Source organism: Nonomuraea roseola (assembly GCF_039535395.1).
GTDB lineage: Bacteria > Actinomycetota > Actinomycetes > Streptosporangiales > Streptosporangiaceae > Nonomuraea > Nonomuraea roseola.
In genome coordinates this window covers 273,911-288,239 of record NZ_BAAAXC010000012.1, presented here as the reverse complement: position 1 = coordinate 288,239, position 14,329 = coordinate 273,911, and the positions used below count along the sequence as shown (strand labels likewise).

Genomic DNA, 14,329 nt, shown 5'->3' with positions numbered 1-14,329 from the left:
CACTGGAGAGTAGCGGACGGGCGGCTACTTGGCGGCATCGAGAACGGTCTGGCGCAGCTGCGACGGCGTGAAGGTCACGTCCTGGTCCATGTCCTTGCCGTTGAGCTTGACCGTCGGTGTGCCGTCCAGCTTGGCGGCCTTCATGACCTGGTCGCTGTTGGTGAGGTGGCCCTGGGCGTTCTTCTGCGAGGTGACGCAGGTGGCGAAGTCGGGGGCGGTGACGCCCGCCTCCTTGCCGAGCGCGATCAGCTGGTCGGTGGTGAAGCCCTCGACATGCTCCTCGGGCTGGGCGGCGAAGAGCTTGTCGTGGAAGGCCATCCACTGCTTGCCGTCGGTGACGCAGCGGGCCGCGGCGGCCGCGCGGGTGGAGTTGGCGCGGGTGATGCCGTTGTTCATCTGCTGCGGGAAGATCGTGACGGGGTGGTAGACGACCTTGGCCTTGCCCTCGGCCGCGAGGTTCTTGAACGTCGCACCGCTGGTCTCCTCGAGCTGCTTACAGGCCGGGCACTGGAAGTCCTCGTAGATGTCGATGACGGGGGCGTCGACCCCCGCGTTGCCCATCGCCGCCGAGCCGTCGCCCTGGATGGTGACGGGCGCGAGCCCCTGCGCCGCCTCCTCGGGTTTGCTCTGGTTGGCGGCGAACAGCCAGCCCGCGCCGATCGCGGCGAGGGCGACGACGCCCACCGTGGCGTAGGTGACCACGCGCTTGCGCTGTTCCTGCTTCTTCTCCGCCTCGCGCTGCGACTTGATCCTGTCGCGCACGGACTGCCCCCGCTGGGCCTTACTCATTGTCGTCCCCTTCGATCTCTGTGTCCCCGCGTCCGCCGGTCAGTCCCAGGGCGGCATCGAGAGCGAAGCGCCCCGGCGGGAAGCGGACGGTCCAGGCGGCCAGCAGCACCAGGCCGAAGTCGCGGACGATGTCGAGTAGGTAGCTCGGCTCCTCCCACGCCTCCAGTTGCCCGCCACCGCCGAAGCAGCCGCAGTCGATGCGCAGCCCGCGCGCCCACGCCCAGGCGATGCCGAAGACGAAGGCCAGCATGAGCAGCCCGCCCACCACAGCGGCCAACCTGGTGAGCAGCCCGACCACCAGCAGGACGCCGACGACGACCTCCAGGATGGGCAGGCCGTAGCCGACGGTCGTGGCCAGCGAGTCGGGCAGCAACCGGTACGCCCTGACCGCCATGACCGACTGCTGGATGCTGCCGACCTTGAGCCCACCGGCCACGATCAGCACTGCGCCCAGGATCAGCCGGGCGACGGTCGTCACCCAGGGTATCGCCACACTGGCTATGCGTGGCGGCAGCAACGCGGTCAACGGCCCCTCCTCTGTAGTCGCGATTGGCATGCGCACAGTACCTGGAGTCATCTGATCACGCGCTGAATAAGAATCAACTAAGGCCGGCAGATGCCAGACCGCCGTGTTGCTGCGCGCGGAACTCACTCGGGGGCAGCCCCGCCCTGCGGGTGAAGATCCTGGTGAAATAGGCGGGATCGTCGTAGCCGACGCGCCTGGCGATCGAGGCGATCGGCAGCTCGGAGCCTGCCAGCAGGTCCTTGGCCCTGGTGAGCCTGATCGACAGCAGGTAGTCCTTCGGGCTGCAGCCGGCCAGGCGCCGCACGACCACGCGCAGGTCGGCGACGGTCATGCCGAGCCGTCTCGCGTGCTCGGCCACGGAGATCGGCAGGCAGGCGTCCCTGGCCAGGCCCGTCAGCACGGGGTCGCCCGCCGCGTCCTCGTCCACCCGCGCGTGGCGCAGCGCCACCAGCACCTCGTGCACCAGCGCTGAGGTCTCGACCTCCAGGTACGGGCTGCCCCTGCGGATGGCCTGGGCGATGCGGCCGATGCCGTGGGCCGCGGGCTCTGCCGTGGTGAGCGGGGTGACCGGCGAGACGGCGTCGACGAAGCCGAGGTCCTGGTAGGCCGTGGCGGCGGGTCCTGTGAAGTCGACGAACCACTCGGTCCAGCCGGTGTCGTCGTGCGGGGCGTAGTGGTGCCTGACCCCCGGCAGCAGCCACAGCACGGAGGGGGCCACGACCTCGACGGGCTCCTCGCCCGCATGGGAGAACCAGCCCTTGCCCTGGGTGACGACGACCGCGACATGGTGGTCGAGGGCGCGCGGCCCCACGGTGGGCAGCCTGCCCTCCAGGTGGCCCACGCCGAGGCAGACCAGGCCGAGCCGGCGGTGGGCGGGCCCCGGTGTCAGATAGTGCATCCACCGCCTGAAGTCCTCGGCCATCCGCTGCCTTCCGTCCAACATGTCCCCGCCTTTGTCCATGGCCTCTGAGCTGGGAAGTCGGCAAGCTGCTATGCGCGGAATCCTATCTCAAGGGGCAAGATGCGAAATTTCACGATTGATGGGGACGCCTTCCGGCTGGACGGCGAGGAGTTCAGGGTGCTGTCAGGGGCCCTTCACTACTTCCGCGTGCTCCCCGAGCAGTGGAGTCACCGGCTCAGGATGCTCAGGGCCATGGGACTCAACACGGTGGAGACCTACGTGCCCTGGGACCTCCACGAGCCCCGCAAGGGCGAGTTCCAGAGGCTGGAGGAGCTGGCGGCCTTCCTCGACGCCGCCGCGGCCGAGGGGCTGCTGGCCATCGTCAGGCCAGGGCCCTACATCTGCGCCGAGTGGGACAACGGAGGGCTGCCCTCCTGGCTGACCGCCGAGCTGGGGCTCAGGGTGCGCACCCGCGACGCCGAGTACCTCTCCCACGTCGAGCGCTTCTTCGACGAGGTCGTCCCGCTGATCGCCGAGCGGCAGGTCACCAAGGGCGGCAACGTCATCATGGTGCAGGTCGAGAACGAGTACGGCTCCTACGGCAGCGACGCGCTCTACCTGCGCCACCTGACCGACGACCTCATCGCGCACGGCATCGAGGTCCCCCTGGCCACCTCCGACGGGGCCGACGACTACTTCCTCACCGGCGGCGCCGTCCCAGGGGTGCTGGCCACCGTGAACTTCGGCTCCGGGCCCGAGGCGGCCTTCGCCAAGCTGCGCGAGCACCGTCCCGACGGCCCGCTGATGTGCATGGAGTTCTGGTGCGGGTGGTTCGACCACTGGGGCCACGGCCACGTCACCCGCGACGCCGCCGACGCCGCCGACACGCTGGAGCGGATCCTGGCGGCGGGCGCCTCGGTCAACCTGTACATGGCCCACGGCGGCACCAACTTCGGCACCACCGCGGGCGCCAACAGGGTGGGCGAGCTGGCCGACGGCGAGTACCGCGCCACGACCACCTCCTACGACTACGACGCGCCCATCGACGAGCGTGGGGCGCCGACCGAGAAGTTCTGGCTCTTTCGCGAGGTGCTGTCCCGCTACAACTCCGACATCCCCGACCTTCCTCCGCTGCCCGAGCCCCTGCCTGCCACGCCGGTGCCGCTGACCGGGTCCGTAGGGCTGCGCGACGCGCTCGACCAGCTGGCGGGGCCCTCGGTGACCGCCGCGCTGCCGCCCTCGTTCGAGGATCTCGGGCTGACCCACGGCCTGGTGCTCTACCAGGTGGAGGTGCCGGGGCCGCGCAGGCCGTACCGGCTGAGGGTGCGCGGCGTGCACGACCGCGCCCACCTGTACGTGGACGGCGAGCAGGCGGCGGTGCTCGAGCGGGGGGGCGAGGAGCCCGTGCTGGAGGTGGCGGGGCCTGCGCGGCTCGAGGTGCTGGTGGAGTCGATGGGCAGGACGAACTACGGGCCCGCGCTCGGCGAGCGGAAGGGGCTCATGGCCCCGATCATGCACGACCGGCAGTACCTCCACGGCGTGACGGCCAGGCCGATCCCGCTGCGGGAGCTGCCCGTGCTGCCGTACGGGGAGGGCCTGTCGGCGGCGGTGCCCGCGCTCTTCCGCGGCGAGCTCGAGGTGGAGCGGCCCGCCGACGGCTTCCTCGCGCTGCCCGGCTGGGGCAAGGGGTACGTGTGGGTGAACGGCTTCCTGCTCGGCCGCTACTGGGACAGGGGGCCGCAGCGTACGCTGTACGTGCCGTGGCCGCTGCTGCGGGCGGGCGCGAACGAGATCGTGATCCTCGAGCTCGACAGGGCGGGCGAGCCCGCGCTGGAGATCCGTCCGGCCGCCGAGCTGGGCTAGGTCGCGGGTCAGGCCTGGGGGCGCGGGCCTCCAGGCCTGACCGGGCGGGTGGGATCAGTGGCAGCTCAGGCGAGCCTCACCCCAGTCCGCGTGGTCGTTGCCGTTGCCGTCGCCGCCGTCGCCGACCACCAGCTCGACGTGGTGGCGGGCGCCGGTCAGGTCGGCCTTCAGCTCGTGAGCGGCGTCGGCGGCCCTGAGCACCGGACTCTGCGCGACGGTCCTGCCGTCGGCCTTGACCGTGAACTGCACCGAGCCGCGCGAGGTCTGCACGTCGTCCACGCCGACCCAGGCCGACAGGGCGGTGCACCTGCCGCCGAGGAAGTAGCGGACCGTGGCGGGAGCGTGCGTGCCCAGGCCCTTGGCGAAGGACCTGCCGCCGATGGTGATCGGCCTGCCGTCGCCCTGGCCCTGCTCGCCGTTGGACTGGTCGCGCTCGACGGGGCCCCAGCCGTTGCTCGCGGAGATCCAGTCGATGTCGCTCGCGTAGACGTCAGTGGAGGGCGGCGGCGGCATCGTGCGCACCGACGCGCTGCCCTCCAGGGTCTTGGCGACCCCGCCGGCGGTGTAGGTCAGCTTCGCCGCGATCGGGTACGACCGGTAGGCCGCGTCGATCGGAGGCGTCACCTTCCAGGTGGTAACCAGCCGCTGGCCCGGCGCCACCGAGGGCGAGACGCTCTCGCCCTCGAGCTTCCAGCCCTGCGGGACGGTCACCGCGACCCTGACGTCCGTGGCCGCCACGTCCTCCAGGTTGGTGAAGGTCGTGGTCAGGTCGTTGGCGATGCCCGGCTCGAAGACCTCGGCCGAGGGCTGGACCGTCAGCGACGCGCAGGCCGGCTGATCGGCCGAGGTGCCCAGGTCCTTGACGGAGAAGTTGTCCAGGATGAGGTCGGCGCCGTCGCGCTCGGGCTGCAGCGAGCGCAGCCCGACCCACATGTCGCCGCAGCCGGCCACCAGGCGCTCGGTGAAACGGGCCGTGGTGGTCTTCTGCTCGAGCGGGCTCTGCCTGATCTCGACCGACTGCCCGTTCTTGTCGTAGCCGCTGACCCAGGCGTAGGTGCCCGGCAGCGCGGCCTGGTAGTCGAAGGAGACCTCGTAGGCGTGGCCAGGCTCGAAGCGCTGGGTGAACGGGGCGGTCCTGTAGACCAGTCCCCTGCGCTCCTCGTGCGCCTTCAGCGACCACTCACCGTCGAGCACGTCGTCGACGGCCTTGCCGTTCCAGCCCTTCTGCGTGTAGGGCGCGTGCTTGTTGATCAGGTGGGTGCGGGGGTCGGTGCTGCCTCCCGCGTCGCCCTTGATGAACGGCCCCCAGCCCTGGTCGACGCGTTCGAAGCCCTCGACGGCGCCGGTGGGCTCGATCTCGACCAGCCTGAAGTCGTCGGCCCGCACCGCGCCGTCGCCCTCACCGGCGCGCAGGCGGATCGTGGCATGGCTCTTGGTGGCGGTGAAGGAGAGCTTGACGCGCTGGAAGTAGGTGCCGTGCTTCTCGTCGGCGGCGACGAGGTTCATGGCCGTCGAGCGGTCGAAGGCCACCTGCTCGCGCAGCCCCTTCGGCCCGTCGATCTCCAGTACCGTCCTGCGCGACCTGCCGGGCTCGACCTCGATCCAGGCGGAGGCCATGTAGGACCTGCCGGGCACGAGCTCCTTGAGGTTCTGCTCGATCGAGGCCGGGCTGCCCGCCGCCAGCAGCGCCACCCGCTGGCCCGTGGCGCTCCTGTCGACGGAGACCTGCCCGGTGCTCTCCCACTTGCGCAGGTCGTCGGCGTTGAAGCCGGGGTCGACGACGCCGGAGCCCTCACCCCACTGCGGCCGGTCCTGCTTGGCCGGCCGGCCAGGGAAGAGCACATACGGCACGCCCGCCTCGGCGTTCAGCGTGACCTTGCCGTTGACGGCCGTGACCTCGCCGATCTCGACGCGGCCCTGGTCGGTCAGCTTGTGGACGCGCAACCGGCTCTCGGCCACGTCCCAGGTGGTGGCGCCGCCCGCGGGGTTGTAGTGGTAGTACATGCCCTGCCACGGCAGCAGGTAGGTGGCGCCGTCCAGCACCTTGCGCTCGCCCACGAACAGCTCGCGCCTGCCGCCTGTGGTCGTGCCGCGCACGCCGCCCGCGAGCCTGATCTCGCCGGGTGCCCACTTCGTGATCGGCTGCTGCTGCATGAACTTGGCGGGGAGGTTGTGCTCCCAGATGTTGCGGTAGAAGGCGTGCCAGTCGTTCTCCCCCGTCCAGCCCTCGAACTCCTCGATGCGGGCGTTGCCGAGGATCGGGTCGGGGTTCCAGACGTCCTTCTCCTGGTTGCGGATGAAACGGATGATCTGGGAGTTGAGCCCCTTGTCCGTGACGCCGCCGTAGCTCTCGTCGGTGGCCCAGTGCGACCACAGGGACGAGCGCTCCAGTTTGGAGGCCCACTCGCTGCTCACCTGCCAGCCCTGCTCGCGCAGCTCGGCGAGCGTCTGGTCGGCGATCCAGCCGTGGGTGTAGTAGACGTCGAGATAGAGCATGGCGAGGTTGCGGTCGGTCTCCTCGCGCAGCCGCTCGAACCTCTTGGCCAGGTTGCCGCTGGCGAGGTCGTGGCGCTGGTCGATGTAGTACGACTGGTTGAGCCAGTCCCAGCCGCGCGCGTTCTTGTCGACCAGCTTCTCGTCGAAGGTCTTGGCCTCGCCGTACGCCTCGGTGGCGTTGACGTGCACCCCGAAGGTGGCGCCCCAGTCCTTGCCCGCGCGCAGCAGCCTGTTGAGGTCCTTCAGCCCGCCCGCGCGCGTGTTGTAGTTGCCGCCGTAGTCGGGGTGGGCCGAGTCGTGGCCCTCTGACTGGTAGCCCTTGAGCAGCACGAACTGGCCGAGCCCGTCGGTGGCCAGCGAGATGCGCTTGACGTCGTCGAGCGTGCGGAGGAACGGGTGGGTGGCCTGGCTGGCGAAGTTGAAGGGGATGTGGGTGACGACGCGGTCCTTGGTCTGGTCGGCGCCGAGGGCCTTGACCCCGATGCCGCGGAAGGCGATGGCGCCGTCCTGCCAGTCCACGAGGCCGTCGCCGTTGGCGTCGGGGGTGACGACGACCTTGGCCCACGGCAGCTCACTGGTGAACGGCGCGCCCTCGCCCCTGTAGGTCCACTGGCCGCTCCACACCCCGACCCTGGTGGTGCCGTCGGGCAGCTTGCGCGCCTGGTGCCAGAAGCGGGCGCCGTCCGCGCCGCTCTGGCCCGACGGCTTGTCGTAGGTGGAGTTCGACTCGATCGAGGCGGCGAGGGCGCCGGTGTTGACGATCGCGTAGGTGGCGCCCACCGGTCCCTGCTCCGCGGGGGTGGCCGAGGTGACCTGCGCGAACCTGTCGGCGGTGCGGGTGCGGTTGCTGTCGAGCTTGGTGAAGGCCGTGGCGGCGCCCTGCTGGTCGCTGCCCACCGAGACCAGGTCGTGGCCGGGGATGTCGATGGTGGCGACCCTGAAGGCCTCGCTGTCGCGGACGGCGTCGATCCTGAACGTGGTGACGAGGTCCTCCACGCCGATCGAGGCGTCCAGCTCCACGCCAGGAAGGTCGACGAAGGTCAGGGTGTAGCGGGCGATGCGGCCGTCGTTGCCGCCCAGCGCGCCGGTGACGGCGTACGGCCTGCCGTTCAGCGCCACCTGGGTGACGGGGGCCACGCTGCCGCCCATGACCGCCCCGCCGGCGACGTAGCGCAGCACCCGGGGGAAGGCGGGGTCGAGCTCCACCGTGAGCGAGGAGGACGAGACGCTGATCGCGCCGGTGACGGCAGGGGGAGCAGGGGGGTCGGCCAGTGCGGGGCCCGCCGCCGCGAGGGCGGCTAACGCCAGGACAGCGGACAGAGCCAGCGAACGTTTGGGCACGCGGTCCTCCATGGGGGGGTGGGTGTCACGAAGGGGCGGGCGCGCGTCAGACCTTGACGCTGCCCGCGGCGAGGTCGGCCTTCCAGAAGCGCTGGAGGCCGATGAAGGCGAGGATGACCGGGATGACGGAGACGAACGCGCCGGTGATGACCATGTCGCGGTAGAAGCCCGTGCGCAGGCTGTTCCACTTGACCAGGCCGAGGGTGATGGGCCAGAGCTTCTCGTCGTTCAGCACGATCATCGGCAGGAAGAAGTTGTTCCAGATGGCCACGAACTGGAACAGGAAGAGCGTGACCAGCGCGGGGGCCATCAGACGCACCGCGACGGTGAAGAAGATGCGCAGCTCGCCCGCGCCGTCGAGCCTGCCCGCCTCCAGCAGGTCGGTGGGAACGGCGGCGTCGGCGTACACCCTGGCCAGGTAGACGCCGAAGGGGCTGACCATGCTGGGCAGCAGCACGCCCCACATGGTGTTGAGCAGGCCGAGCTGGGTGAGCAGCAGGTAGAGCGGCAGGCCGAGCAGCGGGATGGGGATGAGTACCGCGAACATGATGACCGCGAACACCGCTCCCCTGCCCCTGAAGGGGTACTTCGACAGGGCGTAGCCGGCCATCGCCGACACCACCGTCGCGCCCACCGCGCCGCCGACGGAGTAGATGACGGTGTTCATCAGCCAGCGCGGGTAGACACCGCCGTCCTGCTCCATCAGGCGGCCGACGTTGGTGCCGAGGTTGATCTCCCCGAACCACAGCGCGGGGGTGTCGAACAGGTCGCCGCCCGACTTGGTGGCCGAGACCAGCAGCCACCACACGGGAAGCAGGACGTACACCGCGACCACGAACATGAACGCGGTGGTCAGCGTGCGGGAGCGCAGGGTGGGCTTCATCGGTTCACTCCCCGGGCGGTCAGCCATGCCGACAGGCGGATGAAGAGGTAGGACAGCCCCGCCGCGAACACCGCCAGCATGAGCGCGATCGCCGTGCCCTGGCCGTAGTCGTTGTTGTCGAGCGCCACCTGCAGCGAGCGCATCAGCGGGGTGTAGTCCTTGCCGACGGCGGGGGTGATCCTGCTCAGCACCATCGGCTCGTTGAACAGCTGCAGGGTGCCGATGATGGAGAAGACGCCGGTCAGCACGAGGGAGGGCCGCACCAGCGGCACCTTGACGTACCAGGCGGTCTTCCAGCCGCCCGCGCCGTCGAGCTCGGCCGCCTCGTACAGCGAGGTCGGGATCGACTGCAGGGCCGCGTAGATGACCAGCATGTTGAAGCCGACCCACGTCCAGGTGACGATGTTGGCCATCGACCACAGCACGACGCTGTCGGACAGGAAGTCGAAGGGCACCAGGTCGGCCAGCGGGGAGATCTGCGGGGTGTAGAGGAAGGACCACACGATCGCCGCGATCACGCCGGGCACCGCGTAGGGCAGGAAGTAGGTCAGCCTGAAGAAGCGCTTGAACCTGGCTGAGGCGCTGTCGAGCAGCAGGGCGAGCACCAGCGCGAGGCCCAGCATGATCGGCACCTGGACGAGCCCGAACAGCAGCAGCCTGCCGATGCCGTTCATGAAGGAGCCGTCGGCGAAGACCGCGGTGAAGTTGTCCAGCCCCGCGAAGACCCTCTCCGGCGTGCCGAAGCCGAGCCCCGAGCGCTTGACCTGGTAGAAGCTCTCGTTCACCGCGTAGACGATCGGCACCAGGAAGAACACGACGAACAGCACGGCGAACGGCGCGAGGAAGATCCCCGCCGCCCTGTTGCTGGTCGGCCTGCGCCGTCGTGGTGGCGGCGCGGTACGCCGCTGTTCGGCTTCGAGCTGGATTGTTGCCATCGGTCTGAAACCCTCCACCTCGCCGCCCGCTGGAGGGCCGCGACGGTCACGCGGTCGGAGATCGGATCGCCTCTGCGGGAGGGCTCCCGGCGCCGGTGGACGCCGGGACCCCTCCCTGGCAGGCGTCAGGGGGCGACGGTGAGGCCCTTGTCCTTCAGCGAGGCCACGGCCTTGTCCTGGATGGTCGCCATCGCCTCGGCCAGCGTGCCGCCCTTGCCGTTGGCCGCCTTGGCGAAGGCCTCACCGAAGACGGAGTTGACCGCGGGCATCGTCGGGCCCCAGCTGAAGTCGGGGCTGACGTTCTTGCTCGCCTCCGCGAAGACCTGGAAGACCTTCTGGTCACCGTAGAAGGGACGCGCGCCGCTCATGTTGGGCAGCGAACCGCCGTCGACCGTGACGGGGAACAGCCCGCCCTTGTCGATCAGGTCGTTGAAGGCGGTGGCGTCGGTGGACAGCCAGGCGGCGAAGTCGACCGCCTCCTTGGGGTTCGCGCAGCCCTTGAGCACGGCGTTGGGCGAGCCGCCCACGTTGCCGACGGAGGGGCTGGACGCGTCCCACACCGGCATCGGGGCCACGGCCCACTTGCCGCTGGTCTTGGAGATGGAGTCCTCCAGGACCTTGGTCATCCAGACCGCGCCGACGAACGTGGCGCTCTTCCCGTCGGTGTAGTTCTTCCACAGCCCGTCGGACCAGCCGGGCATGACGTCGACGAGCTTCTTGTCGATCAGGCCCTGCCAGTAGTTGGCGACCTTGACCGTGGCCTCGTCGTTCATCCTGACCTGCCAGGCGTCGCCGCTGATGCCGAACCACTTGGCCCCTGCCTGCTGGGCGAAGCCCGCGAAGCCGTACATGTCCTCGGGGGAGAAGGTGGTGATGGAGACCTCGGGGTCTGCCTTGCGCAGCTTCTCGGCCGCGGCGGCGTACTCGTCCCAGGTCTTGGGCACCTCGATGCCGTGCTTGTCGAAGATGTCCTTGCGGTAGAACATGCCCATGGGACCCGAGTCGACGGGGATGCCGAACTGCTTGCCGCCGAAGGTGACCGTGTTCAGCGTCCACGGCTGGAACTTGGCGTTGTACGGCTGCGCGTGCGCGGTGATGTCCTCCAGCGCCCCCTCGACCAGGAAGCTGGGCAGCGTCTCGGCGCCCACCTGGGCCAGGCACGGCGCGTTGCCCGCCTTGACCGCGGCCAGCATGCGCTGGTAGCCGCCCTGCGTGCCTGGCTGCGTCTGGGTGAATTTCACCTGCACGTCGGGGTGGGAGGCGTTCCACGCCTTGGCGGCGTCCTCGTATCCGGGCGCCCAGCCCCACCATTCGATCGTGACGGGTGCACCCGCCGCCGCGCTCGACGCGGCGGCGGGGGCGGAGGGCGCCGCCGAGCTCTGGGAACCGGGCTGGCCGCCGCACGCGGCCACCAGCGACACACAGACCATCGCCCCTGTGGCGCCGAGGATCGTCCTTGACTTACCCATCGTCTTTCCCTCCAGGCCACGCGGGCGCACAGCCCGCGTCCAATGCCCGTTACCTTGGCCCCCGCGCCTGGGCGGGTGCCATGGACAAACGATGGGCAGCCCTTGCACTTACGTGCTCACATGGGCCAGAAAGCGCACAGAAACAGAAATGCGGCTGTCTTGTTATGACAGCCGCATTCCGGATGTGATGTGCGTGGCGCGAAAGGGCGCGTGCGCTACCTGGAGGCGACGCCCGCCCTCAGCTCGGCGGCCAGCTCGCGAACCGCTGACAGGCCGCTCGCGGAGTCGGGCGCGTCGAGCAGCCGGCGGATGAACGCCGAGCCCACGATGACGCCGTCGGCGTAGCCGGCGACCTCGGCCGCCTGCTTGCCGGTGCCGACGCCGAGCCCCACGCAGACGGGCAGCGAGGTGTGCGCCTTGGTGCGGGCCACGAGGTCCTCCGCCGCCACGTTCACGCTCTCCCTGGCGCCTGTGACGCCCATCAGGGAGGCCGCGTAGACGAAGCCCGTGCAGCACTCGACCACGGCCTTGATGCGCTCCTCGGTGGAGCTGGGCGCCACCAGGAAGACCGTGTCGATGCCGGCGGAGGCGGAGGCCTCACGCCACTGCCCGGCCTCCTCGGGCGTCAGGTCGGGCGTGATGGTGCCCACGCCGCCCGCGTTGGCCAGGTCGCGGGCGAACCGCTCGACGCCGTAGCGGTCGATCGGGTTCCAGTACGTCATGACCAGCGTCGCGGCGCCGGTCTTGGCCACGCCCTCGACGGTGCGCATGACGTCGGCGATGCGGGTGCCGTTCAGCAGCGACCTGTGCACCGCGTCCTGGATGGTCGGGCCGTCCATGAGCGGGTCGGAGTACGGCAGTCCGATCTCGATGACGTCGCAGCCCGCCTCGACCATGGCGGCGGCGGCCTCGACCGCGCCCTCCTTGGTGGGGAAGCCGGCGGGCAGGTAGCCCACGAGCGCGGCCCTGTTGTCGGCCTTGGCCTTGGCGAACACCGTCTGAAGAGTCGTCATCTCACAGCCCAAAGTAGGTCATGGCGGTGCCCATGTCCTTGTCACCGCGGCCGGACAGGTTGACCAGGATCGTGGCGTCGGGGCCGAGCTCCTGACCCAGCTTGATCGCGCCCGCCAGCGCGTGCGAGGACTCGATCGCGGGGATGATGCCCTCGGTCCTGGCCAGCAGGGCGAAGGCGTCCATGGCCTCGGCGTCGGTGACGCCGTGGTAGACCGCGCGGCCGGTGTCCTTGAGCCAGGCGTGCTCGGGGCCGACGCCCGGGTAGTCGAGACCCGCCGAGATCGAGTGCGACTCGATGGTCTGACCCTCGTCGTCCTGCAGCACGTAGGTGCGCGAGCCGTGCAGCACGCCGACGGAGCCCGCGGTGAGCGTCAGGGCGTGCTCGCCGGTCTCCAGGCCCCTGCCCGCGGCCTCGTAGCCGTGCAGGACCACGTCGTGGTCGTCGAGGAAGGCGTGGAAGATGCCGATCGCGTTGCTGCCGCCGCCGACCGCCGCGCAGATGGCGTCGGGCAGCTTGCCGGTCAGCTCCAGCATCTGGCGGCGGGCCTCGACGCCGATGATGCGGGCGAAGTCGCGGACGATCTCGGGGAACGGGTGCGGCCCCGCGATCGTGCCGAACAGGTAGTGCGTGGTGTCGACGTTGGTCACCCAGTCGCGGAAGGCCTCGTTGATGGCGTCCTTGAGCGTCTGGCTGCCGTTGGTGACGGGCACGACGGTGGCGCCGAGCAGCTTCATCCGCGCGACGTTGAGCGCCTGGCGCTCGCAGTCGACGGCGCCCATGTAGATGACGCACTCGAGACCCATGAGGGCGGCGGCGGTGGCCGTGGCCACGCCGTGCTGGCCCGCGCCGGTCTCGGCGATGACCCTGCTCTTGCCGAGGCGCTTGGTGAGGAGCGCCTGGCCGAGCACATTGTTGATCTTGTGTGCGCCCGTGTGGGTGAGGTCCTCGCGCTTGAGGATGATCCTGGCCCCGCCCGCGTGCTCGGCGAAGCGCGGCACCTCGGTCAGCGTGGTGGGCCTGCCCGCGTAGGTGCGCAGCAGGTGGTCGAGCTCGGCGACGAAGGCGGGGTCGGTCTTGGCCTCGTTGTAGACGGAGGACACCTCGTCGAGGGCGGGAATCAGCGCCTCGGGGACGAACCTGCCGCCGAAGATGCCGAACTTGCCGCCACTGTCGGGGTCGTCGCCGCGGGCTCCGTTGCCAGCCAGGTCGGCGGCGGTGAGGACAGTCATCTCATCCCTCTGATCCATGGTCGGGTCGAGTGGCGGGGTGAGCGCCCGCGGTCACGAGGGCCTCCACCGCCTTGCGCGGGTCCTTGCCTGTCACCAGGCTCTCGCCGACCAGGACGGCGTCGGCCCCGGCCCGGGCGTACGCTAGCAGGTCGTGCGGGCCCCTCACCCCGGATTCGGCGATCTTGATGATGCCATCGGGGATCTTGGGCGCGAGCTTTGCGAAGACGTCGCGGTCCACCTCGAGCGTCTTGAGGTTGCGCGCGTTGATGCCGATGATGCGGGCGCCCGCGGCGACTGCGCGCTCGAGCTCCTCCTCGGTGTGGATCTCGACCAGCGGGGTCAGCCCGATCGACTCGGCCCGCTCGATGAGCGAGACCAGTGCGGGCTGCTCCAGCGAGACCACCATCAGCAGGGCCAGGTCGGCGCCGTGCGCCCGCGCCTCCCACAGCTGGTAGGAGGTGACGATGAAGTCCTTGCGCAGGATCGGGATGTCGACCCTGGCGCGAACCGCGGCGAGGTCGTCGAGACTGCCGCCGAAGCGGCGCCGCTCGGTCAGCACGCTGATGACGTGCGCGCCGCCCTCCTCGTAGTCGGCGGCCAGGGCCGCGGGGTCGGCGATGGCGGCCAGCGCGCCCTTGGACGGGCTCGACCGCTTGACCTCGGCGATCACCGAGACCTTGTCGCCGCCCAGCGCCGCGTAGGCGTCTCTGGGTGCGGGGGCGCGCCCCGCTCGCTCCTTCAGGTCCTCGAGCGACACGGCCGCCTGCCGAGCGGCAAGGTCTTCTCGCACTCCGGCAAGGATGTCGTCGAGAACGGTTCCGCTCAGGCTCCGCTCGTTCACGCGATCAAGGTCCCTCCGGTCGACAGTGCTGGGGGCGACAG

At 70.1% G+C, this 14,329-nt stretch carries 11 protein-coding genes; 1 reads left to right on the top strand and 10 read right to left on the bottom strand.

Annotated elements, in window-relative coordinates; translation table 11 throughout:
• Nucleotides 1-24: 24 nt before the first annotated feature.
• The 3 genes from ABFX55_RS13420 to ABFX55_RS13410 form a co-directional block, all read right to left on the bottom strand.
• Complete coding sequence (locus tag ABFX55_RS13420; protein ID WP_346120898.1) at nt 25-789, bottom strand: DsbA family protein; 765 nt, start codon at nt 787-789, stop codon at nt 25-27.
• Nucleotides 782-1,267, bottom strand: a complete 486-nt coding sequence (locus ABFX55_RS13415; RefSeq protein ID WP_346120896.1) for a MauE/DoxX family redox-associated membrane protein — start codon at nt 1,265-1,267, stop codon at nt 782-784. The genes ABFX55_RS13420 and ABFX55_RS13415 overlap by 8 nt, the downstream gene beginning before the upstream one ends.
• A gap of 121 nt (nt 1,268-1,388) precedes the next feature.
• Complete coding sequence (locus ABFX55_RS13410) at nt 1,389-2,258, bottom strand: helix-turn-helix transcriptional regulator (RefSeq protein ID WP_346120895.1); 870 nt, start codon at nt 2,256-2,258, stop codon at nt 1,389-1,391.
• A 78-nt stretch (nt 2,259-2,336) separates the two neighbouring features.
• Here ABFX55_RS13410 and ABFX55_RS13405 point away from each other — a divergent pair, with 78 nt between their 5' ends.
• A complete protein-coding gene (locus ABFX55_RS13405; RefSeq protein ID WP_346120894.1) occupies nt 2,337-4,079 on the top strand; it encodes a glycoside hydrolase family 35 protein in 1,743 nt (580 codons plus the stop codon).
• A 54-nt stretch (nt 4,080-4,133) separates the two neighbouring features.
• Here ABFX55_RS13405 and ABFX55_RS13400 read toward each other — a convergent pair whose 3' ends face one another.
• The 7 genes from ABFX55_RS13400 to trpC form a co-directional block, all read right to left on the bottom strand.
• The gene (locus ABFX55_RS13400; RefSeq protein ID WP_346120892.1) at nt 4,134-7,916 is read right to left on the bottom strand and encodes an endo-alpha-N-acetylgalactosaminidase family protein; all 3,783 of its coding nucleotides are present in this window, start codon (nt 7,914-7,916) and stop codon (nt 4,134-4,136) included.
• Nucleotides 7,917-7,962: 46 nt separating this feature from the next.
• Nucleotides 7,963-8,799 carry a carbohydrate ABC transporter permease gene (locus ABFX55_RS13395; protein ID WP_346120890.1) on the bottom strand — a complete coding sequence of 279 codons (837 nt, stop codon included), beginning with the start codon at nt 8,797-8,799 and terminating at the stop codon, nt 7,963-7,965.
• Complete coding sequence (locus tag ABFX55_RS13390; RefSeq protein WP_346120888.1) at nt 8,796-9,734, bottom strand: carbohydrate ABC transporter permease; 939 nt, start codon at nt 9,732-9,734, stop codon at nt 8,796-8,798. Before ABFX55_RS13390 ends, ABFX55_RS13395 begins: the two co-directional genes overlap by 4 nt.
• Nucleotides 9,735-9,859: 125 nt before the next feature.
• The gene (locus tag ABFX55_RS13385; protein WP_346120886.1) at nt 9,860-11,203 is read right to left on the bottom strand and encodes an ABC transporter substrate-binding protein; all 1,344 of its coding nucleotides are present in this window, start codon (nt 11,201-11,203) and stop codon (nt 9,860-9,862) included.
• A 215-nt stretch (nt 11,204-11,418) separates the two neighbouring features.
• Entirely contained in the window at nt 11,419-12,216 is a 798-nt protein-coding gene (trpA, locus tag ABFX55_RS13380; RefSeq protein WP_346120884.1) for a tryptophan synthase subunit alpha, read from the bottom strand.
• A gap of 1 nt (nt 12,217) precedes the next feature.
• On the bottom strand, nt 12,218-13,447 hold the full coding sequence (gene trpB, locus ABFX55_RS13375) for a tryptophan synthase subunit beta (protein WP_346120883.1): 1,230 nt from the start codon (nt 13,445-13,447) through the stop codon (nt 12,218-12,220).
• A gap of 1 nt (nt 13,448) precedes the next feature.
• Nucleotides 13,449-14,288 (bottom strand): indole-3-glycerol phosphate synthase TrpC, encoded by an 840-nt coding sequence (gene trpC / locus ABFX55_RS13370; protein WP_312895945.1) that lies wholly within the window; start codon nt 14,286-14,288, stop codon nt 13,449-13,451.
• Nucleotides 14,289-14,329 lie beyond the last annotated feature (41 nt).

What these genes read in the sequence shown, in the direction of transcription:
- ABFX55_RS13420 (WP_346120898.1), bottom strand. Translation starts at nt 789, where the DNA reads ATGAGTAAGGCCCAGCGGGGGCAGTCCGTGCGCGACAGGATCAAGTCG.
- ABFX55_RS13405 (WP_346120894.1), top strand. Translation starts at nt 2,337, where the DNA reads ATGCGAAATTTCACGATTGATGGGGACGCCTTCCGGCTGGACGGCGAG.
- trpB (WP_346120883.1), bottom strand. Translation starts at nt 13,447, where the DNA reads ATGACTGTCCTCACCGCCGCCGACCTGGCTGGCAACGGAGCCCGCGGC.
- trpA (WP_346120884.1), bottom strand. Translation starts at nt 12,216, where the DNA reads ATGACGACTCTTCAGACGGTGTTCGCCAAGGCCAAGGCCGACAACAGG.
- ABFX55_RS13410 (WP_346120895.1), bottom strand. Translation starts at nt 2,258, where the DNA reads ATGTTGGACGGAAGGCAGCGGATGGCCGAGGACTTCAGGCGGTGGATG.
- ABFX55_RS13395 (WP_346120890.1), bottom strand. Translation starts at nt 8,799, where the DNA reads ATGAAGCCCACCCTGCGCTCCCGCACGCTGACCACCGCGTTCATGTTC.
- ABFX55_RS13390 (WP_346120888.1), bottom strand. Translation starts at nt 9,734, where the DNA reads ATGGCAACAATCCAGCTCGAAGCCGAACAGCGGCGTACCGCGCCGCCA.
- ABFX55_RS13385 (WP_346120886.1), bottom strand. Translation starts at nt 11,203, where the DNA reads ATGGGTAAGTCAAGGACGATCCTCGGCGCCACAGGGGCGATGGTCTGT.